Origin of the sequence: Burkholderia sp. PAMC 28687 (assembly GCF_001577465.1) — a bacterium.
In the GTDB taxonomy this organism is placed as follows: Bacteria; Pseudomonadota; Gammaproteobacteria; order Burkholderiales; family Burkholderiaceae; genus Caballeronia.
In genome coordinates, this window is the sequence record NZ_CP014505.1 from 3,009,338 (window position 1) to 3,030,939 (window position 21,602).

Annotated in this window: 19 protein-coding genes; 5 read left to right on the top strand and 14 right to left on the bottom strand. The window is 61.4% G+C overall.

The window, feature by feature from the left end; all coding sequences use genetic code 11:
- Positions 1-115: 115 nt before the first annotated feature.
- The 6 genes from aroB to pilM all read right to left on the bottom strand — a co-directional run bounded on the left by aroB (position 116) and on the right by pilM (position 5,958).
- A complete protein-coding gene (gene aroB / locus AX768_RS14020; protein WP_062000998.1) occupies positions 116-1,192 on the bottom strand; it encodes a 3-dehydroquinate synthase in 1,077 nt (358 codons plus the stop codon).
- A gap of 8 nt (positions 1,193-1,200) precedes the next feature.
- Positions 1,201-1,707 carry a shikimate kinase gene (locus AX768_RS14025; protein WP_372237077.1) on the bottom strand — a complete coding sequence of 169 codons (507 nt, stop codon included), beginning with the start codon at positions 1,705-1,707 and terminating at the stop codon, positions 1,201-1,203.
- A 174-nt stretch (positions 1,708-1,881) separates the two neighbouring features.
- Positions 1,882-3,441 (bottom strand): type IV pilus secretin PilQ, encoded by a 1,560-nt coding sequence (locus tag AX768_RS14030; RefSeq protein ID WP_062000468.1) that lies wholly within the window; start codon positions 3,439-3,441, stop codon positions 1,882-1,884.
- A 14-nt stretch (positions 3,442-3,455) separates the two neighbouring features.
- The gene (gene pilO, locus AX768_RS14035; RefSeq protein WP_062000469.1) at positions 3,456-4,298 is read right to left on the bottom strand and encodes a type 4a pilus biogenesis protein PilO; all 843 of its coding nucleotides are present in this window, start codon (positions 4,296-4,298) and stop codon (positions 3,456-3,458) included.
- Positions 4,295-4,972, bottom strand: a complete 678-nt coding sequence (locus AX768_RS14040) for a hypothetical protein (protein ID WP_062000470.1) — start codon at positions 4,970-4,972, stop codon at positions 4,295-4,297. Before AX768_RS14040 ends, pilO begins: the two co-directional genes overlap by 4 nt.
- Positions 4,969-5,958: a type IV pilus biogenesis protein PilM gene (pilM, locus tag AX768_RS14045; protein WP_062000471.1), complete on the bottom strand. Its 990-nt coding sequence runs from the start codon at positions 5,956-5,958 to the stop codon at positions 4,969-4,971. The genes AX768_RS14040 and pilM overlap by 4 nt, the downstream gene beginning before the upstream one ends.
- A gap of 302 nt (positions 5,959-6,260) precedes the next feature.
- Between pilM and AX768_RS14050 the strand changes: the two genes are divergently transcribed.
- On the top strand, positions 6,261-8,669 hold the full coding sequence (locus tag AX768_RS14050) for a penicillin-binding protein 1A (RefSeq protein ID WP_062000472.1): 2,409 nt from the start codon (positions 6,261-6,263) through the stop codon (positions 8,667-8,669).
- Positions 8,670-8,712: 43 nt separating this feature from the next.
- Here AX768_RS14050 and cyaY read toward each other — a convergent pair whose 3' ends face one another.
- Complete coding sequence (cyaY, locus tag AX768_RS14055; protein WP_062000473.1) at positions 8,713-9,030, bottom strand: iron donor protein CyaY; 318 nt, start codon at positions 9,028-9,030, stop codon at positions 8,713-8,715.
- 35 nt (positions 9,031-9,065) lie between these two features.
- On the opposite strand from cyaY, the gene lptM reads away from it, so the two are divergent.
- Both lptM and lysA read left to right on the top strand, forming a co-directional pair.
- Positions 9,066-9,365, top strand: a complete 300-nt coding sequence (lptM, locus tag AX768_RS14060; protein WP_062000474.1) for an LPS translocon maturation chaperone LptM — start codon at positions 9,066-9,068, stop codon at positions 9,363-9,365.
- Between the two features lie 99 nt (positions 9,366-9,464).
- Positions 9,465-10,727, top strand: coding sequence for a diaminopimelate decarboxylase (gene lysA, locus AX768_RS14065; RefSeq protein ID WP_062000475.1), 1,263 nt, complete (start codon positions 9,465-9,467; stop codon positions 10,725-10,727).
- A gap of 64 nt (positions 10,728-10,791) precedes the next feature.
- Here the strand turns inward: lysA and msrQ are convergent, their stop codons facing one another.
- The 5 genes from msrQ to AX768_RS14090 form a co-directional block, all read right to left on the bottom strand.
- On the bottom strand, positions 10,792-11,463 hold the full coding sequence (msrQ, locus tag AX768_RS14070) for a protein-methionine-sulfoxide reductase heme-binding subunit MsrQ (RefSeq protein WP_062000476.1): 672 nt from the start codon (positions 11,461-11,463) through the stop codon (positions 10,792-10,794).
- Positions 11,464-11,473: 10 nt separating this feature from the next.
- On the bottom strand, positions 11,474-12,463 hold the full coding sequence (gene msrP, locus AX768_RS14075) for a protein-methionine-sulfoxide reductase catalytic subunit MsrP (protein ID WP_062000477.1): 990 nt from the start codon (positions 12,461-12,463) through the stop codon (positions 11,474-11,476).
- 160 nt (positions 12,464-12,623) lie between these two features.
- Positions 12,624-13,826, bottom strand: a complete 1,203-nt coding sequence (ccsB, locus tag AX768_RS14080) for a c-type cytochrome biogenesis protein CcsB (RefSeq protein ID WP_062000478.1) — start codon at positions 13,824-13,826, stop codon at positions 12,624-12,626.
- Between the two features lie 4 nt (positions 13,827-13,830).
- On the bottom strand, positions 13,831-16,065 hold the full coding sequence (locus tag AX768_RS14085; RefSeq protein ID WP_062000479.1) for a cytochrome c biogenesis protein ResB: 2,235 nt from the start codon (positions 16,063-16,065) through the stop codon (positions 13,831-13,833).
- A gap of 208 nt (positions 16,066-16,273) precedes the next feature.
- Positions 16,274-16,960: a c-type cytochrome gene (locus AX768_RS14090; protein WP_062000480.1), complete on the bottom strand. Its 687-nt coding sequence runs from the start codon at positions 16,958-16,960 to the stop codon at positions 16,274-16,276.
- Positions 16,961-17,281: 321 nt separating this feature from the next.
- On the opposite strand from AX768_RS14090, the gene yihA reads away from it, so the two are divergent.
- Both yihA and hemB read left to right on the top strand, forming a co-directional pair.
- Positions 17,282-17,947: a ribosome biogenesis GTP-binding protein YihA/YsxC gene (yihA, locus tag AX768_RS14095; protein WP_056355450.1), complete on the top strand. Its 666-nt coding sequence runs from the start codon at positions 17,282-17,284 to the stop codon at positions 17,945-17,947.
- A gap of 288 nt (positions 17,948-18,235) precedes the next feature.
- Entirely contained in the window at positions 18,236-19,234 is a 999-nt protein-coding gene (hemB, locus tag AX768_RS14100) for a porphobilinogen synthase (protein WP_062000481.1), read from the top strand.
- Between the two features lie 68 nt (positions 19,235-19,302).
- On the opposite strand, the gene dsbD is transcribed toward hemB, so the two are convergent.
- The gene (gene dsbD / locus AX768_RS14105; protein WP_082778837.1) at positions 19,303-21,156 is read right to left on the bottom strand and encodes a protein-disulfide reductase DsbD; all 1,854 of its coding nucleotides are present in this window, start codon (positions 21,154-21,156) and stop codon (positions 19,303-19,305) included.
- Positions 21,149-21,481, bottom strand: coding sequence for a divalent-cation tolerance protein CutA (cutA, locus tag AX768_RS14110; protein ID WP_062000999.1), 333 nt, complete (start codon positions 21,479-21,481; stop codon positions 21,149-21,151). Before cutA ends, dsbD begins: the two co-directional genes overlap by 8 nt.
- Between the last annotated feature and the right edge of the window lie 121 nt (positions 21,482-21,602).

Below are 21,602 nucleotides of genomic sequence, written 5' to 3' on the forward strand. Positions count from 1 at the left end.
ATCAGCGGCCATTGGCCCGAGTCGATCTCTTGCCCTTTCGTTCGTTGGTTCTTTGTTCTTCTTTAGCCGCGGTCAAGACTCGCGCGGCACTGGGGATGTCGCGGAGCGTGGCCGCTCAGATGCTGGCCGCGAGTGTCGCACGCACGGCGTCGTCCGGGGCGCCGGTGATCTCGGTTTCACCGAAATGCTTGAGCAGGATGAACTTGATCTCGCCCGCCTCAGCTTTTTTATCGACTTTCATCAAGTCGATATATCGTTGCTCACCCAGCGCCGGGGCCTTCACCGGCAATTTGGCGTCTGCGATCACGCGAACCAGGCGCGCACGCGATTGTTCGTCCAGCCGGCCAAGCCGCACCGACAGATCCGCAGCCATCACCATGCCCGTACCGACCGCCTCGCCGTGCAGCCATTCGCCATAGCCGAGGCCAGCTTCGATCGCGTGGCCAAACGTATGGCCGAAGTTGAGAATCGCGCGCAGGCCGCCTTCGCGTTCGTCGGCGGCAACCACCGACGCCTTCACCTCACACGAGCGCTTGACCGCATGCGCGAGCGCGGTGGCGTCGCAGTCGTTGAGCGCAGGCGTGTTCGCCTCGATCCAGTCGAAGAATTCGCTGTCGGCGATCGCGCCCGTCTTGATCACTTCCGCGATACCGGCAGCAAGTTCGCGCGGCGGCAGCGTGCCCAACACGCCGATATCCGCGATCACCGCTTGCGGCTGATAAAACGCGCCGATCATGTTCTTGCCAAGCGGATGGTTGATGCCCGTCTTGCCGCCCACCGACGAATCCACCTGCGAAAGCAGCGTGGTCGGCACCTGGATGAACGGGATGCCGCGCATGTAGCTCGCCGCAGCAAACCCGGTCATGTCGCCGATCACCCCGCCGCCCAGCGCAATCAGCGTGGTCTTGCGGTCGGCGCGCTCGGTCAGGAGCGCGGTGAAAATCTGATTGAGCGTGTCGAGATTCTTGTGCGCCTCGCCATCCGGAAGAACGACGGTCGTGACTTTCTTGCCAAGCGGCGCGAGCGCGGCGCGCAGCGCGTCGCCATGAAGCGGATCAACGTTGGTGTTGGTGACGATGGCAACCGATGACCCCGCAATATGCGGCGCGTACAGTTCCGTTTGGCCAATCAGTCCTGCACCGATATGGATGGGGTAGGCGCGATCGCCCAGTTCAACGTTGACGGTAATCATGGCCGACATTATGACGTAGCCGGCTTGGCGATGCCGGCCATCTCCAGTTGCATCAACACCATGTTGACGAGGTTGTTCACCGTCGGCCGCCCCGTTTCCACGATGAAATGCGCGCACTCCTGATACAACGGATCGCGCGTCTTGTAGAGCGCTTCCAGCTTGCCGCGCGGGTCGTCGGTTTGCAGAAGCGGCCGGTTTTTATCGCGGCGGGTGCGCTGCCAGAGCTCGTGCGGCGTCGCGCGCAGGTAGATCACCAGGCCGCGATTCTTCAGATGATCGCGATTTTCGGGGCGGAGAATCGCGCCGCCGCCCGTGGCGAGGACGATATTCTCGCGTCGTGACAGCTCATCGATCACGTCCGCCTCCCGCTGCCGGAAGCCTGCTTCGCCCTCGACTTCCCAGATCACGGGAATGCGCGCGCCCGTGCGCGCCTCGATTTCGAGGTCGGAATCGATGAACGAACGCTGCAAGCGGCGCGCAACCGCCCGCCCCACGGTGGTCTTGCCTGCTCCCATGAGTCCGACGAAAAATACGTTCGAGTTCGTTTGCCCGGCTTCCAACTCGCTTACCTTTGCATTGATTCCGGTCCCGATTCTGGTCCCGTTCGTGCGGGAGCTTAAAGGCAAAAGGGCCGCTTTGTCGAGCCGGAAAGCCTCGCCGAAGGCTTGCCACAGGCTTTGCGGCGACCTTCACAAGCGCGCCGGGACGATGTGCGGGGTGATAAAAATGACCAGTTCGCTGCGCGAATTCCGGCGCGCGGTGTGACGAAAAAGCCAGCCCAGTCCCGGGATTTTACCGAGCAACGGGACGCGGGTGACGTCGTCGCGCTCGTCGCTCGAATATATTCCGCCGATCGCCACCGTGCCGCCGTCCTCCACTTCCACTCGGGTCTGCACGTGTTTTGTGTTGATCGCAGGCCCCGCGGCAGTCTGCTCGCCGACACTATCCTTCGATACATCCAGGTCCAGGATCACATGCCCATGCGGCGTGATTTGCGGTTCGACCTCCAGTTTCAGCGCCGCGCGGCGAAATTGCACGCCCGACACGCCGTTGCCGACCTTCGCCTGATACGGCAATTCCGTGCCCTGCTCGACAATCGCTTTCACGCGATCGGCCGTGACCACGCGCGGGCTCGACACGATCTCGCCGCGCCCTTCCGTTTCGAGTGCGCTCAGCTCGATGTTCAGCAGCCGCGTCGCCTGGGCGGCGAAAAGCGTGAGGCCGGCGGTGGCTGCATCGAATCCGCCGATAGGCCGCGCCGACAGATCGAGCACCGCGCCGTCCGTACCCGCTACCAGCCCGCGCGCGGTGCCCTCGCCGGTGGCTATCATCGACAGCCTCGCGCCCAGGTTGCGCGAAAACCCGGTTTCACCTTCCACGATGCGCGCCTCGATCATCACTTGTGGCGTCGGCTGGTCGATCCGCGCGATCAGCTCGGCGATCTCCGCGACGCGTGCATCAAGGTCCGTGACGAACAGCAGGTTCGTGCGTGCGTCGGCCATGACGGAACCGCGCTTCGACAACACCCGCTGGTTGCCCGAGCCGGTAAGCAGCTTCCTGACGTCGTCGGCGCGCGGGTAGCGCAGGACAAACGTACGGCTGCCAAGCGGCTCCAGGTCCGCGGCACGCGCATGGGCCTCGTAGCGCAGACGCTCGCGCGCCGCGAGTTCGGCCATCGGCGCGACCCAGATCACGTCGCCGTGGCGCTCCATTGCAAGGCCGTGGACGTCGAGAAGCGTATCGAACGCGCGCCGCCAGGGGACATCGATCAGATTGATCGATACTTGCCCGCGAATCTTGTCACTCGCCACGATATTCACCCCTGAGAACTTCGCGAACGTCTGCAGTACCGCGCCGAGGTCCGCATTCTTCAGGTTGAGCGAGATCGGTTTGCCATCGTCGTTGGCCGCATCTGCGCGATCAGGCGCGCTACGGCTCATGCGCTCCATGGGCGGCAAAGGCGTGGGCGGGCCTTCGAGCGGCGGGGCATCGGGGGTGGAAGGGGCTATGGCGGGCGCAGCGCCCTTCGCCGGAGCGAGCCACGCGCCATCCTCCCCGGACGGCTCCGCTGGAACGTCCGCCGATGTGTCCTCGGCGAACTGATCGGTGGGCAGCGTCAACGGAAAGCTGGCCGGCAAGGGCGGGAGCGGAGCAATCGCGGCGTCCACGCCAGCAGACTGCAGCAACAGGATTGACGCGCTGCTCCAGGCAATCATCCGGCGACAAACCCCGCGCTCCGCCTGTGCCATTACACGCATGCACCTCATGGCCGATCCTCGGCAAAAGCAATCGTCCGCACGACGCCATCGCTACGACGCAAATCGATCGAGCGCGCACGCACGCTGCCGAGCCATTCGTCGCCGACCGCTTGACCCGGTGTATATCCGTCGATGCCCGCAGCGGTTTCCAGCAGCGCCATGGAACGGCTTCGGCTCCGCAGCGTGCCGACCAGAAGCATCGCGCCTGCATCGCCGGGGCCGGTGCCGTTTTTCACGCCGAAGGGGTCAATGGCGAATGCGTCCCGCCGCGACGGTTCTGGACGTGCAACAGCCGGCAGGTCCTCAAAGACCCGCAGCGTTGCGTCCAGGCCGAGCGAATTGCTAACCAATACGTCCCGTTTGATCTGCACGTCAGCGGGTACGACCAGACGCGGCAGCCCCTCGAGCGCTTCCATGAAACGCCGGATCTCACCAAACGAACCTTCCGCGCGAAACCGCAGCGGCCGCTCGCTCTCGAGGCCCTCGCCCTTTTGCACCGATGGTTCTATGGTTCCGATCCGCAATCCGCTTTGAGCGGCGAGCGCGGTGATCTCGTGAAGCGCGTCAGCGACGGTCCAGCGTGATCGGCGTGCGTCCTCGCCCGAGCGCGTGCGCATCGCCGGCAATTCGTTGGTCACTGTGCGGGCACGGTCAAGCCGATGCCTGGCGTCATCCAGCGCCGAGCGGCTTGCTTGCGTGCCGCCCATATCGGATGAGCGCCATAGCGTAGTGCCCAATGCAAACACCAGCGCGACCACGACAACGCCCGTCACTGCAAGTCGAAAGTTGCTCCAGGCATCGAGTGGCTCGGAGAGGAGCGCAAGAAGGTTGGCATATGAAGGTTTCATCGCGTGCTGCTCCGGACGCCAGGTTTGGAAGCCGATGGTGAGAGCGCCCGCTTGCCAGCCTTCAACGGTTTCGCGTTCTTGGCACTCCCAACGCCATCCGCCCATCGCACGAGCGCGATGAAGTCGTAAGCGCCGGACCTGTCCACCCGCACGTTTTTCACAGGCGAAACGACTCGCCGGCGCATTTCGACAACCTCGACAGCACCCACGCCCGGCACATCTTCAAGCGCCTTGAGCCACGCTGCAGCGGTGTGGGAATCCGGTGCACTCGCGGCAAGCTCGACTTCGCTCACTCGCTGCGTCACGCGCTGCAAACCAACCCTACCCTGCGATGCCCCTTGCGCCAGCGCGTCGAGCAAACCGAGAAATCGCGCACGCGGCTCGGCGATCGGCACGGCGGCACTTTCGGCGCGCTTGCCCAAGGCTTCCCGCTCGGCCAGACGCGCGTGCTCCGCCAAAGGCGCGCTCAACCTGGCCAACGCCTGATCGAGCGCCACACGTTGCTCATCCAGATGAGCACGCGTCAGCGCCTCCCATCCGGCCATTGCGCCGACCGCGCCACATCCGGCAACGCTCGCGCCGGCGAGCAACGCCAACGCACGATTGCGCGCACGACGCCGCGCGCCCGGCCGATAAGGCAGCAAATTAAAAGCATGCAAACCAGCCGCGCTCATGGCATCACCTCACGCAGTCCGAGTCCCAGCGCAACGGCGAACAAGGGCGAATGCGCGAGGCGGTCGTCCACACGCTGCGCTCCATTGCAAAACGGCGCGCATTCGAATGGCATGACCGGGCATCCGAACGTGACCGTCAGCATTTGTGTAGACACCCCCGCCCGATTCAGCAGCTCAATATCCCCGCCCACATAAATCCAGTGCACGCGAGGCCCATTGCCGACGAGATCTGTCAACGCCTCGATCGCGCTCGAGTATTCCGGCGATGGATACCGCATCTCGTTCTCCACGCCATCCTCGCCGATAACCCACGCATGCAGCCCCGAGCTCTCGATCCAGCACGCGACAAACCGCTCCTCCCGGTCGATTTCCATCGCAGCCGAATAGCACAACGCACGCAAGGCGGCGCCCGGCTCGCCATCGATGGCGCTCAGCACAATGTCGGCGCCCGCCGCGGCCTCTACGCGCGACTCCACGTAGCGCCGGGCCGTGGCTGCGATGGAGACCTCGGTCGCACCGTCGTCACGCTCGTAGATCGACCAGTCCACAGACAGCGCCCCACGTTCGATACCCGCCAGGCGCTCGGCCTCGGCCAGCACGGCCGGCTCGAGCACGCCGCGTGGATCGTGACCAAGCTTCTGCTTTTCATTCGACAGCTTTTCAAGCAATACCCGCGTGGTGAGCGTCGCCGATGCAGGCAACGCCATCGCACAACGCAGCGAGCGCAGCGCGCCCCGCGCCGGCAGCCGCGAAAACGCTTCGCGCAACGCCGCGGAGATCGCAGCACCATCGACGAAATCGCCGCTGACCACCGCCCCCCTCGGCAACAAGACCTCTTCCAGCCGCTCGACGCAAACCGGCCGGTTGGCCTGCAGCCGCTTGCTGACCACGGCCAGTCGCACCGCCCGCTCGGTTATATCGATACCCGCAGCGAACCGCCGGGTCACCGTCACCACTGATCCACGCAACGCCGTCTGCGCACCCATGCTCTACCTCTCCTGTCCGGCCGCGCACCGAACCGTTCGGGCGCTGGCAATGGAAGAATTGTGGGCAGCAGGCGTGGTTGTCACCACTCAGCCAAGTGGCTAACGTCAAGGTCCCGGCCGGTTTAAAACGGCGGCATTCTGGCGCCAATGCGCGCGCCGCAAACGTTAGACTTGGTCATTCAGTCAACGCTTATTCCGACAAAAATCATCGCTTCCGAGACCTCCGCGCAACACCCGAGTAAGCCGGCCGAAAGCCGCAAAGTCGGGCGGCTATAATCGCGGGACCGTTTTTTGGTGGTGCCATGCAATCTCAGTCTCCGTCGTCCCCGCCGTCCCGTCAGTCCGAACCTGGCAAGCGCCGTCCGCTCTGGATCAGGCTTCTGCTCGGGCTGATGATTTGCATTTTTGGATTGATCGCCAGCGCCGTACTCGTCTTGGGTTACGCGCTCGTCGTGGCGCAGCCGAACCTGCCGTCGCTCGACGCGCTCACTGACTACCGTCCGAAAGTGCCGCTGCGCGTGTACACGGCGGATCACGTGCTGATTGGAGAATTCGGCGAGGAACGGCGCAGCGTGGTGCGCATCCAGGACGTGCCGGACTATCTCAAGAAAGCGGTGCTCGCCATCGAGGACGCCCGTTTCTACGATCACGGCGGCGTCGACGTGACCGGCATCCTGCGTGCCGGCGCGGTTGCATTGACGAACGGCCATGCATCGCAAGGTGCGAGCACGATCACCATGCAGGTCGCGCGCAATTTCTTCCTGTCGAGCGAAAAAACCTATACGCGCAAGATTTACGAAATGCTCCTCGCGTACAAGATCGAGCGGGCGCTCACCAAGGACCAGATTCTCGAGGTCTACATGAACCAGATCTACCTGGGACAGCGTGCATACGGTTTCGCGAGCGCCGCCCGGGTTTATTTCGGCAAGGACATCAAGGACATCACGCTCGCTGAGGCCGCAATGCTCGCCGGCCTGCCCAAAGCGCCGTCGGCGTACAACCCAGTCGTCAACCCGAAGCGCGCGAAGGTTCGCCAGCAGTACATTCTCGAGCGCATGTACGAGTTGCGTTACATCACGCGGGAACAGTACGAGGAAGCCGCGAAGCAGCCGCTGGTGGTGAAAGGCGCGGGACGTGAGTTCAGCGTGCACGCCGAGTACGTGGCTGAAATGGTCCGCCAGATGATGTATGCGCAGTATCGGGAAGAGGCTTATACGCGTGGGCTGAACGTGGTGACGACCATCGATTCCGCCGATCAGGACGCGGCCTACCGTGCGCTGCGAAAAGGCCTGATGGATTATGAACACCGGCATGGGTACCGGGGGCCGGAAGGTTTCATCGATTTGCCGGCTGATGCCGACGATCGCGAACAGGCGATTGACGACGCGCTCGTCGACCATCCGGACAACGGCGAGATTGTTGCAGCCGTCGTGACCTCGGCGAACGTGAAGCAGGTAAAGGCGAGTTTTATCGATGGCAACGTGGCCACGGTTGAAGGCAACGATTTGCGCTTCGTCGCGAGCGCGCTCAGCACGCGCGCGCAGCCGAGTCAGCGCCTGCGCCCTGGCGCCATCGTGCGCCTGATGAAAAACGAAGACGACAACTGGATCATCACGCAGCTTCCGCAGGTGGAAGGCGCGTTCGTTTCCGTCGTGCCGCAGGACGGCGCAATCCGCGCGCTTGTCGGCGGCTTCGATTTCAACAAGAACAAGTTCAACCACGTCACACAGGCGTGGCGCCAGCCGGGTTCGAGCTTCAAGCCTTTCATCTATTCGGCATCGCTTGAGAAAGGCTTGTCGCCCGCGACCATCATCAACGACGCGCCGCTTTATTTCAGCGCCGGAGAAACAGGCGGCCAGGCGTGGGAACCGAAGAACTACGGCGGCGGGTTCGACGGACCCATGCCCATGCGTACCGCGCTGATGAAGTCGAAGAACCTGGTGTCCATCCGCATCCTGAACAACATCGGCACGAAGTACGCGCAGGGCTACGTGACGAAGTTTGGATTCGATGCCGCGCGCCAGCCCGCCTATCTGCCCATGGCGCTGGGCGCCGGCCAGGTCACCCCGCTGCAGATGGCGACGGGTTATTCGGTGTTTGCAAACGGCGGGTATCGTGTGAATCCGTATCTGATCGCCGATATCACCGACCCTCGTGGCGCGGTGGTCTCGCATCCGCAACCGCTGGTTGCCGGCGAAAGTGCACCGCTCGCCATCACGCCGCGTAACGCATACGTGATGAACAGCCTGCTGCAAAGCGTGGCACAACGCGGTACCGGCGCGCGCACCAACCAGTTGAAGCGCTCGGATCTCGCGGGCAAGACCGGAACGACCAACGACTCGCACGACGCCTGGTTCGCCGGATACCAGCATTCGCTGGTCGCGATTTCGTGGATTGGCTACGACTCGCCGCGCAGTCTCGGCGACAAGGAAACGGGCGGCGGACTCGCGTTACCAGTGTGGATGGAATATATGAGCCGGGCATTGCGCGGCGTGCCGGAGTACAAGTCGAGCATGCCGCCCGACGTGGTGTCGCTTGGCGGCGAGCTGTATTTCGATGACCTCACGCCGGGACATGGATTCGTTGCGACCATCGGCGTGAGCCAGGCGCCGCCGGAAAGTGCGAGCGGCGCATCGCCGGCAGCGCCCGCACCTCAGGTCGGCGACCAGGAAAAGCAGGACATCATGAATCTGTTCAAGGGCGGCAATTGAAGACGTGAAGACGCGCCGGCCTGAGCTTGATTTGAAACCGGGTTCAGGCTGAAAAGCGGACCGGCTCGCCGGCCTGTTCGCTTGCGCACTGACTGAGCGCCTCGAAAAACTCGCTGCCATCGCGCGTATTGCGCCACGCGCCGTCCACATATTTGTAGTGGAATCCGCCCGATTTCGCCGCAAGCCACAACTCGTGCATCGGCGGCTGCAAATTGACGATCAGCTTCGTGCGATTTTCGAATTCCAGCGTGAGCACATTGCCGCTGCGCTCGAATTCCACGTCGGCATCCAGGCTGTCCACATCGCGCTCAATGGCCGCCAGCGCGGCCTCGGCGAGCGTCAGGTATTCGTTGTCGGTCATGCTAAACTCCGTCGATTAATTATTCAGGGACAGTGATGCAAGTCGTCTTCAGGATGAGCGCGATTGTAGCGGCTTTGGCCATTTCCGCCGGGACGCTGCTCACCGCGTGTGGTCAGCGCGGACCGCTGTATATGCCCGCCGTTCCGCCCATTCCGCCGCGTCCCGCCAGCATGCCGCCGTTGCCCGCAACCCATGCCGTCGCACCGGCCGCGGCATCGTCGGCATTCGACTCCGGTGACGTCCCCGACACCTCCGGCGAAGCCCTTTCGCTCTCGCCCGACGACAATTTGAAACCGTCCGCGTCAGTACCCAAGGCCGCGTCAGCCGGCGACTAAATTTTTGCCACGCCGCGTTTGCGATTGTTTGTGCGACTGTTTGTGCAATTCATAGCGCGATTCAAATGACGCGTGCGCGTCAGCCGGACCAGAAAAGTCATGACCCAATCCATATTCTCGCGCGCCGATGGCGTGCTTCAAGTCGAAGGCGTTTCGGCGGCATCGTTAGCCGAACAGTTCGGCACGCCGCTGTACGTGTACTCGCGCAGCGCGCTGACCGACGCCTATCAAGCTTACGCCGATGCGTGCAAAGGCCGCCGCGCCACCATCCACGTCGCGGTGAAAGCAAACAGCAATCTGGCCGTGCTGAACGTGTTCGCGCGTTTGGGCGCGGGCTTCGACATCGTCTCGTCAGGGGAACTGGCGCGCGTGCTTGCAGCGGGCGGCAAGGCGGAAAACACCGTGTTTTCGGGCGTGGGCAAGTCGGTGTGGGAAATGCGTGAAGCGCTCGATGCCGGCGTCAAATGCTTCAACGTCGAGTCAATTCCTGAGCTGCACGCACTCAACGAAGTCGCCGGGTCGGCCGGCAAGAAGGCGCCGGTTTCGTTGCGCGTAAATCCCGATGTCGACGCAAAGACGCATCCGTATATTTCCACGGGTCTGAAGTCGAACAAGTTCGGCGTAGCCTTCAGCGACGCACGCGCGACCTACGCGCAAGCCGCGGCCATGTCGAACCTGAATGTCATTGGCATCGATTGCCATATCGGTTCGCAGATCACGGAAGTGAGTCCGTACCTCGACGCCGTCGACAAGCTGCTTGATCTCGTCGAGCAGATCGAAGCAGACGGGACGAAGATCCATCACATCGATGTCGGCGGTGGACTCGGCATCACCTACGACGACGAGACGCCGCCTGCCATCGGTGAATTCGTGAAAGCGGTGCTCGCGCATATCGAGAAGCGCGGACATGGCGAGCGTGAAGTGTATTTCGAGCCGGGACGTTCGCTGGTTGGCAACGCGGGGCTGTTGCTCACGCGCGTGGAATATCTGAAGCCGGGTGCGGAGAAAAACTTCGCTATCGTCGATGCCGCCATGAACGACCTCGCGCGTCCCGCTATGTATCAGGCGTTTCACCGCATTGAAGCGGTGGGAACGAGCGCGGCGAAGGCCGAACTCTACGACGTGGTCGGTCCCGTGTGTGAAAGCGGCGACTGGTTGGGGAAGGACCGCTCGCTTGCCATCGAACAAGGCGACCTGCTTGCGATCTTCTCGGCCGGCGCGTACGGGTTCGTCATGAGCTCGAACTACAACACGCGCCCGCGCGCCGCCGAAGTGATGGTCGATCACGAACGCCCGCGTCTCGTGCGTGAACGTGAAGAAGTGAAGGATCTGTTCGCTGGGGAATCGATCTTTCCGGAGTGAGTTTTCGGCGCAATAGAAAAGGGCGACGCTCGGCATGGCGTCGCCCTTTTTGCATTTTGCAGCCTCAAGCCGTACGAGCTTTGGTCATTCTTCCGCGCAGCCAGACAATCACGCGCCAAGCCAGCAACACGACCACGATCGCCCCATAGATCTTCGGCAAGATCAGATCATGCTTGCCCGCTTTCATCCACCAGAAATGCAGGATGGCGAGCGCGGCGATCGGGTAAATCAGCTTGTGCAGCGTCTGCCAGCGGCGGCCGAGTTTCCTGACCATCGCTTTCGGCGATGTGATCGCGAGCGGAATCAGCAGCACGAACGCCGCGAACCCGACCATGATGAACGGCCGCTTGGCGATGTCCTTCAGGATGGCGAAGACATCGAACCATTTGTCGAACCAGATGTACGTTGTGAAGTGCAGCGCTACGTAGAAGAACGCGAACAGTCCAAGCATGCGGCGAAACCGCAGCAGCGCGTTGAGTCCTGTCAGACGGCGAACCGGCGTCACAGCAAGCGTGATGCACAGAAAAACAAGCGTCCAGAGACCGGTCGATCGCGTGATGAACTCGATCGGATTCGCGCCCAATCCGCCCGTAAATCCAAGCAAGACAATGCGCGCAAGCGGATACACGCCGCCCAGGAATACAGCGACTTTTGCCGGCTTGATCCAGTTCGTCTTTGCGGCCGGTGCGGCGGTGCGCACGGCGGGTCGGGGCTTTACATCGGAAGCCGAAGCCATCCGTTGCTCCTTAGAAGTTGGCCTTGAGGTTCATGCCCTGGTACAGCGATGCAACCTGATCGCCATAACCATTGAACATCAACGTCTTGCGTTTCGGCGTGAAAAATCCGTCTTCGCCGATGCGCCGCTCGGTCGCCTGGCTCCATCGCGGATGGTCGACGTTCGGATTCACGTTCGAGTAGAAGCCATACTCGGCGGGCGCATATTCGTTCCAGCTCGTCTTCGGCTCTTTCTCGACGAAACGAATCTTCACCAGCGACTTTGCGCTCTTGAAGCCGTACTTCCAGGGCACGACGATCCGCACGGGCGCGCCGTTCTGGTTCGGCAGCACCTCGCCGTATAAACCCACCGTCAGCAAGGTCAGCGGGTTCATGGCTTCGTCCATGCGCAAACCTTCCGAATACGGCCAGTCGAGAATCGGCGTGGACAATCCCGGCATCTGCGACGGATCGGCAAGCGAGATGAATTGCACGAACTTGGCGTTGCCCGTCGGCTGTGCACGCTTGACGATCTCGGCGAGCGGAATGCCGATCCACGGAATGACCATCGACCAGCCTTCCACGCACCGCAGCCTGTAAATACGCTCTTCGAGCGGCGCGAGCTTCAGGATTTCATCGATGTCATACACCTTCGCGTTCTTGACCTCACCTTCCACCGAAATCTTCCACGGACGCGGGCGCAGCGAATGCGCGTTTTGAACGGGATCACCCTTGTCCGTGCCGAATTCGTAAAAGTTGTTGTAGCTCGTGATGTCCTTGAGTGGCGTGACCTTGTCCATCGCGACAAACTTCGTGTTCGTGGTCGCCACGAGCTTCTGGCCCTTTGCATCGGGCGATGTCATGGTTGCGAACGCTTCACCGTTGACGCCGACCAGACCGGTCGCGGCAAGCGCGCCTGCGGCTTTCAACACACGGCGGCGATTCTCAAAGAACGCACGCGGCGTAATTTCGCTGCGGGGGATTTCATCGCCGAAAAGACGGCTATTGTTCTTGATCAACATCTCGATGCTCCTCAATGCGTTGCGCCCGGCGTGGGCGCTGCCGCTCTACTAGCTATATTCGTGGCAAACACCCATTTGGTTTCACGTATTCCGCCCTGGCAATAAAAAAACCGCCAGCAGATCATGCATGGCGGTTTTTAAACTGGGCTTAACGTAAAAGTTACAGCTTGCCGTAGCTGTGAAGTCCGGAGAGGAACATGTTGACGCCAAGGAAAGCGAAGGTCGTGACCAGCAAACCGGTCAGCGCCCACCATGCAGCAACCGATCCGCGCAGGCCCTTCATCAACCGCATGTGCAGCCACGCGGCGTAATTCAGCCAGACGATCAAAGCCCACGTTTCCTTCGGGTCCCAGCTCCAGTAACCGCCCCACGCTTCCGCGGCCCACAGCGCGCCGAGAATGGTCGCGATGGTGAAGAACGCGAAACCCACCGCGATCGACTTGTACATGACGTCGTCGAGCACTTCGAGCGATGGCAGGCGATCCGCCAGAATGCCGCGCTCCTTGACCAGGTAGGTCACGCCGACCATTGCCGCCAGCGCAAAACTGCCATATCCGATGAAGTTCGCCGGCACGTGGATCTTCATCCACCAGCTTTGCAGCGCGGGGACGAGTGGCTGGATTTGCTGCGCATCGCGGGAAATCGAATACCACATCAGGAAGCCGACGGCCGCGCTGATCACGAGCAACACGAACGCGCCCATGGCGCGCGTGCTGTAATGCTCTTCGTAATACAAATAAAACAACGACGTGATCAGGCAGAACAGCACGAACACTTCATACAGGTTCGAGATGGGGATATGCCCGACGTCCGAGCCGATCAGATACGACTCGTACCAGCGCACCATCAGCCCGGTGAAGCCCATAAGCACGGCCACCCATGTCATCTTCGAGCCGATCGCGCCGCCGGTTGCCGATCGTGTGACCAGGCCAATCCAGTAGAACACGGTTGCCAGAACGAGCAGCGCGCTCATCCAGAGGATGGCGGACTGGCTGGACAGGAAGTACTTCAAGAAGAAGTTGGTGTCGGCGCGGGCGAGATCCGAGTGATAAAGTTGCAACGACGACAGCGACAGCAGCGCAATGCACGCAATCAGCAGCCGCACCGGTTTCCAGCGCCACCCGAGCACCACGAACGTCGGCACGGCGGCGCAAAGCACCAGCTTGTCGTAATAGTTCATGAACGGGTGGTACCGATACAGCGCGAAACCCGCGCCGGCGACCATCGCGAGCGCGAATAGCCAGTCGGTTACACCCAGGCGCTTGAGAAACGGCCGTTCGTCGAACAGGTCGGAATCGACGGGTACTTTGCCCGCGCGCTGCTGCGCCTGTTTTGACTGCGAAGAGGCTTGTGTGAGGTCCATGTTCTTACCGAGTTGAATCGTGCGAGCCGGCGGACTTCGTGTCCGGGGGCGGTTCCGACGTTGGCGATGACGCCGATGGCGCCGCCGGCTGCGATTTGACACCGAGTGCAGCGCCTATCGCGTCGCGCGTTTGCGCGAATTCTTTCTCGAAATCGAGCGTCCGGCGCGCGGTGGACATTGCCATCAACACGCTGGTGCCGCCCGTTGCCGAATCTTTGAGCCAAAACCAGAGACGACGTTCCCGGACGTAAAACATCGAGAAAATGCCGAGTACCAGCAGGGCGCTGCCAAGATACACCACTTTTTTACCCGGCGCGCGTGTCAACTGGAACACCGACGCCTGGATCTGTTTGAACGAGTCAAGTTGCAAGAAAACGGGCGAGCCATACAAAAAGCTGTCTGAAAGCGCATTGATCGACGACTGCACGAACTGCGTGTTCTTCGCATCCGCCTGCGCTTCCGGCATGCCGTTCTGGGCGCGCGAGATTTGCCACAAGTCCCACGTCGCGCCTTCCAGCATGCGCAGCAATAAGCCGGCCGCTTTTTCCTGCTCGCCCTTCGGCACCGATTTATCGATGAAACCCGCGATCGCCTGGAATCCGCCGACAGTTGCGCCGGGTTGAGCCGGAACGCCCGCTTCGTCAGCGCCCGCGAACAGGTTCAGCACGCGCAATGCGCTTTCTTCCAGATGGTTCTGCAGGTCGGCGTTGGCTTCCGGCACGGAACGCTGCGCGAAACGATGCGCCGCTTCGACTCGCATAGCGGGCGTTTCCAGCGCGGCGCGCAGGTTCATCCATTGTTTGATCGAGCTTTGTTCGTCGGCGGGGATGCGCAGATAGCGGAACGGGTCGTTCGGGCTCAGGCGCATGCCGGCGAGGAACATCGGCTGGCCTTGTACGTCGACGGGCAGCATGTAGTTGTTGAACTCACGCGCCTGTCCGTCCGTGCCGCGCACCTTGTATTGCACCGATGGCCCCACGTTGCGCAAATCCGTCGGCCGCGATGTCTTCGCGCCGGAGCCGAGGCGTTCGTCGAATGCCTGACGCAGCGTTTGCGTCTTGCCGACACCGCGTGCGTCGATCGTGCCGTTGCCGTCCGTGATGTTTTCGACGTTGATCGCGCGGAAATCGGTGAACTCGACGCTTTCACCCTGCCCGCCGATGATCTGCGGGCTCATGGGCGCCGTTCCGCCAATCGCGCCCTCGAAAGGCACTGTTTTCGTGCTGCCGCCGGACATGGGCCAGGCGGTCAAGGAAAGTTTGGAGCCGCCGTCCTGGAAGCTCGATTGATAGATGGAAATGTTGTCGTAGGTGAACGGCTTGTTCACCTCCACACGCGCCGGAATGCGCTTGCCGGTCGCATGATCGATCACGACGATATCGCTTGCGAACAGCTTCGGCATACCCGTCGAATAGTAGTCGACGATGAATTTATCGAGCTGGATGGAAAACGGCAGATCCTGGATCAGCGAGCCGTCCTGCTGGTTCAGGATGGCGGTCGCGACGTGCTGCCCTTCCGGCACCCAGGCGTAACCGCGGAACGTAGGATTCGACGTTGACAACCGGTGCGACGCCGGGATGTCGTTGATGACCTCATTCGACGCAATCGGCGTTTTGTTGAAGAGCCACATTTGCAGCTTGATGGGCAGGTTGCTGTCGAGCAAACCGCCAATACAGATCACCACGATCGCCAGATGCGCCGAGATATAACCGAGCTTCGTCATCGCGCCGCGCTTCGCCGCGATCAGCGTGGCGCCGCTTTCCGTCTCGAGCGTCTTGAACTTGTAGCCCATCTTGCCCGACAGCCGTTGCAACTTGGCAGCGGTCTCGGCGCGCGAGTCCGGCACCGGCGGGTATTCGCCCTTGTGATGGAACGCGCGCAGGCTTCCCTCGCGCACCCGATCCTTCCAGCTCTTCATGTCCGCGATCATCTTCGGGCCGTTGCGGATCACGCACAGCGACACCGAGATCACCAGGAAAACCAGGATCAGCATGAACCACCACGCGCTGTACACGTTGTAGAGGCTCAGGCCGCGGAAAATATCCGCCCAGAACGGACCGAACTGGTTGACGTAATTCGGGTACGGATCTTCCTGCGTAAGCACGGTCCCGATGATGCTTGCTATCGCAAGAATCACAAGCAGCGCGATGGCAAAGCGCATCGAGCTGATTGTTTCGATGGCATGACGTACGCTGCTACGGCTCGACTTCGACTGCAATCCCGACGTGGTGACGCTCATTCAAACTCCGGCTGAACAGCAAAAAAGGGTGGAGACGCACCGGCACCAGACCGGCGTCCCACCCTTTTTCTTATTTGCACGCCGGTCTCGCTGGACCGGCTTCGTGATGCTTATGTATGCTGGGTTCGCACTATGCCGGACGCTTGTGACGTCCGGACGACGCTGCGCGCATCTTAAAGCAGACCCTCGCGCGGCGCAGATTACTACTTCAATGCAATCCCGCGATGTAGTCCGCCACCGCCTTTACTTCCGCTTCATTCAGGCGCAACGCAATGGTATGCATGGGCTCGCTGTTGTTGCGTGTTCCTTGGGCGAACGCGGTGAGCTGCGCCGCCGTGTAATCGGACCACTGCCCCGACAAGCGCGGATACTGAACCGGCACGCCCATACCTGTTGCACCGTGACACGCGGCGCAAGCGGGAACAGCTCTATCCGTTATGCCGCCACGATAAATCTTCATCCCGAGCGGCACGGTGTTCTTGTCCCGCGCGTAACCGGGCTTCGCTTTCTGCGTCTCAAAATACGCAGCCACGTTGACCATGTCCTGATCGTTCAAAGCGGCCGCCATACCGGCCATGATCGCGTTCTTGCGCGCCGGCTCTTTCGCGCCCGGCTGCGTCTTGTAATCCTTCAACTGCTTGACGATGTACTCGGCATGCTGACCCGCGAGCTTCGGAAACGCGCCGCCGGCGCTGTTGCCATCTGCTCCGTGACACGAAGCGCAGACCTGAGTGGCAATCGCCTGACCCCGCGCTATATCGGGCTTGGCAGGCGCAGCGGCCGCTGCGGGCTCCGCTGCATTGACCGTCTGCGCCGTGAGTGTCCAGCCCACCAACCCCGCTCCGAATGCTGCTGCTAATTCCAAGGCCATCAGAGTCTTGTACAGTCGGTTCATTCGCGTACCCTGTTATTCGTCTTGTGAGAATTGTGAGGTTCTGCAAAACGACGGTTACCGATGCACTGCAAGACACCCGACAGGGGACGCGATACGAGTTCGGTACGGGCAAAAAGATCACCCGCCGCGCGCCCCGAAATCTGCCTTCAAACCTGTCTCACTCCTTATCCCGCTTGGGTCTTGCGTGCCCTGGCTGGTCTTCGTACGACCGTCGTATTGTACAATAACTCGCTAAACGCAAAGACGCCAGTCGGGGCAAGCCCAGTATTCAGTGGCTCCTTACAGCTCGAGTTTCCACAGAATTTCACTTTCGGTCTTCCCATGTCGTCATTCCTGCTCCATCAAGCCCGTTTCTTTACAACGGTCAATCACTTACGCGATCTGCCTCCCACGCCGCAGCCGGAGATCGCGTTCGCTGGACGCTCGAACGCCGGCAAGTCAACGGCCATCAACCTGCTGTGCAATCAGAAGCGGCTCGCGTTCGCGAGCAAGACGCCCGGGCGCACCCAGCACATCAACTACTTCGCCATCGGCCCGGCAGACCAGCCCAAGGCCCACGTAGTGGACTTGCCGGGCTACGGTTATGCCGAAGTGTCAGGCAACGCGAAGCTGCACTGGCAGGCGTTGTTGTCCACGTACTTGCAAAGCCGCGCCCAGTTGGTCGGCATGATCCTGATGATGGATTCGCGCCGCCCGCTGACCGAGCTCGACAAGATCATGCTCGAATGGTTTGCGCCCACCGGCAAGCCAATTCACGCGTTATTGACGAAATGCGACAAATTGACGCGTCAGGAAAGCATCAATACGCTGCGCGCGACCAAGAAAGCGTTCGAGGAATATACGGCGTCCGGATATCGCGGCGAACTGACGGTCCAGCTCTTTTCGGCACTAAAGCGCGTTGGCCTCGACGAAGCGCACGAGAAGATCGAAAGCTGGCTGATTCCCAAGGCGATTGAAGAAAGCGACCCGGCAGACGAGGCGCAGTAAGCCCGTTTCCAGCTGTCCACGTTCCTGCCATAAAAAAACCCGCCGCATGACGGCGGGTCAAACAGCCTGATCGAATCCTTTACGAATCACCACAGGCACCCGCTCAGGGAGGAGAAGCGGGGAGGTCGGCGCCAGGCGCCTCACTCGATCGGTATGATATACCATTGTCTCGAAATGGTTCTGGAGCTGCCCCGCCTGGCGTCTCAGCCGCCTCCGACGCACGCGCCATCTGGCCGAGCCGCCTCTTCCCGTTAATTTCCCAATTTCAAAAATTCCCGAGTACACGTCATGAGCTTTTATCCGCATCATCGTCCGCGCCGCATGCGCCGGGACGACTTTTCGCGCCGCCTGATGCGTGAAAACCTCTTGTCGACCAACGACTTGATCTATCCGGTGTTCATCGTCGAGGGGACGAATCTGCGTCAGGCCGTGCCTTCAATGCCAGGCGTCGAGCGCACGTCCGTCGACCTGCTGATGAAAGTCGCCGAGCAGTGCATGGAACTGGGTGTGCCGGTTATTTCGCTCTTCCCCGCCATCGAGCCGTCGCTGAAGACGCCCGACGGCCGCGAGGCGACCAACCCCGAGGGCCTCATTCCGCGCGCCGTGCGCGAGTTGAAGAAGCACTTCCCCGAACTGGGCGTGCTCACCGATGTCGCGCTGGACCCGTACACCAGCCACGGCCAGGACGGCGTCCTGGACGAACAAGGCTACGTCATCAACGACGAAACCAGCGAGATTCTCGTCGACCAGGCTCGTACGCAAGCTGAAGCGGGCGTGGATATCGTCGCGCCTTCGGACATGATGGATGGGCGTATCGGTGCGATCCGCGAAATGCTCGAAAGCGATAGCCACGTGCACACACGCATCATGGCGTACGCGGCGAAGTTCGCATCGGCGTTCTATGGTCCGTTCCGCGATGCCGTCGGCTCGGCCACGAATCTCGGCAAGAGCAACAAGATGACCTACCAGATGGACCCGTCCAATTCCGATGAAGCCATGCGCGAAGTCCGCATGGACATTGAAGAAGGCGCCGACATGGTGATGGTCAAGCCGGGCATGCCGTACCTGGACATTGTGTATCGCGTGAAGGAGGAGTTTCGTTTTCCGACTTATGCGTATCAGGTCAGCGGTGAGTACGCCATGATCAAGGCCGCCGCGCAAAATGGCTGGCTCGATCACGACAAGACCATGATGGAATCGCTGCTGGCGTTCAAGCGCGCGGGAGCAGATGGCGTGCTCACGTACTTTGCTTTGGACGCTGCCCGGATTCTGCGGGCTTCGAAATAGTCGGCATGATGGGAACGAAAAAGGCTACGCAATGCGTCGCCTTTTTCGTTTTCCGTACCGTTAATGTTCTACGTCGTAGGCGCCCCAAGCTTGTCGAGGCTCTGCAAAAACTTGTCGGCCGATTCGTAGCCTACTACGCGTGCGACTTCATTGCCCTGGGCATCGAAGAAGATGATGCCCGGCGGTCCGAAAAGCTTGAAACGCTTGAGCAGGGCTTGGTCGTCGGTATTGTTCGCAGTCACATCCGCGCGCAGGAGATTGAGCCGTGCCAAGCGTGCGCGCACTCTCGAATCACTGAACGTGAGGTGTTCCATCTCTTTGCACGAGACGCACCAGTCGGCGTAGAAATCGAGCATTGCCGGACGTCCAGCGGCTTTCACCGCGAGATCAAGTTGCTCCAATGACTTCACCGGCGCGAAGGTTTCGCCCGGAGCCGATGCTTGCGTGGCGACCGCTGTTCCGGCACCGGCGCGAGCCGTGAAGACGGCAAGGGGACGCAGCGGGTCGGTCGACCCGGCAGCGAGGCCCACAAGCAGCGCCGCGCCCCAAATGGCGAGCAGCGCACCGAATCCACGTCCGAGCCGCCTCCAGACAGATATCCCTGCTGCACCCGACGAAAACAACCCGAGCTCGGCCGCAGCAATCAGCAGCCACAACGCAGCCAGCGCCATCTGTACGACGGCGCCCAGGACCGGCCAGACGATCCACAAGGCCGCTGCGAGCAGGATCACGCCGAAGAAAACCTTGACGCCGTCCATCCAGTTGCCGGCGCGCGGCAGCAACGTCCCGGCGCCGAGGCCGATGATGAGGAGCGGCACACCGAGTCCGACACCCATCGAAAAGAGCGCAGCGCCGCCGAGAAACGCGTTGCCCGTATGCGCGATGAACGCCAGTACGGCAAAAAGCGGCGCAGTCATGCACGCACCGACCACGAGCGCCGACAGCGCGCCCATGACGATCACGGCTACGACCTTCCCGCCCGAACGCTTCTGCGAGGCCTCGTTGACGCTGTTCTGCCAGCGCGCGGGCAGGGCGATATCCATGCCGGCGATCAACGTCAGCGCAAAGACCGCGAGCAGCACGCCGAATGCGCCGAGTACCCAAGGATTCTGGAGCCATGCGCCGAGGCTTTGTCCGATCATCGCCGCGAGCACGCCGAGCGCGGTGTACACGAGCGCCATGCCGAACACATACGCGGCCGATAACCCGAACCCGCGCGACCGCGTAACGCGTGCACCTTCGCCGATGATGATTGCCGAAAGGATCGGGATCATCGGATAGGAGCACGGCAGCAAGCTCAACACGACGCCCGCAACGAAGTACAACCCGACGATCGCAAAAAAACCGCCGCTTTCAAGCAGCGATTGCGCGTAGTCCGCGTTGGTCGCGCGGTCGTACCAAGGTACGTCACTGACGCTGGTTGCGGGCGTGAGCGCGCCTGCAGAACCGGCCGCCTGCAACGCAGCGCCAGTCACGTGATAAACATGATCCGCAGGCGGATAGCAGATACCCTGATCGGCGCATCCTTGCGACGTCACCACAATGTCGAACGGACCTGATGCCTGTTTCACCGGGATCCGGATCAGCAGTTCTCCGCGATAGGTCTCCACGTCCTTGTTGAAGGTTTGATCGAAGTGGACTTTCCCGGGCGGCAGTTGTGCTTCGCCCAACGTCGCCGTGCCGCTTTTTACGGCAAACGCAAAACGCTCGCGGTACATGTAATAGCCGTCTGCGACCTTATATCGCACATCGATTTCGCCTGGCTTTTCGCTTGCGCTGAATTTGAAGGCGACGGACGGATCGAGAAAATCGTCGGCGGCATGCGTAATCGAAATCGAACCGAAGACCAGGACGAAGCACGACAGCAACATGAGCGCGGCGTCGACAACACGGCGCGCGCAAAAATCGAAGGGCTTATACATTAATAGGACGTTGAGTTTCCGCGATGACCCAATGTCCATAGGCCGCCGATGCGTCGGCCTGCCACGAGACAATTTCAGGTGTTTCATAAGGATGATTCGACTCTATGAACCGCGCGAGTTCATCGCCGCGCGCCAGACTCGTCTTGAAGAGCATTTGAAGCTCGTCAGCCGCCTCGACCTTCCCGTTCCACCGATACCGCGACTTGACCATGCCCAGCTCGGTCACACAGGCTGCGAGCCGTGCGTCGATAACCTGTTGCGCCAGCACCGATGCGGCGTCACTGTCAGGTAGCGTCGTAAGAACGAGGACGACGGGCGTGTTCACGAAAAGCTCCAATGCAGTCGATATGGACGCAATCGTAGCACTGCAAGCCAACGGCCAACATTCAGCCGATCGGCCTGGCGGTGTGGCGCCCTAAAGCAGATCCACCGAGCGTAAAAAAAGC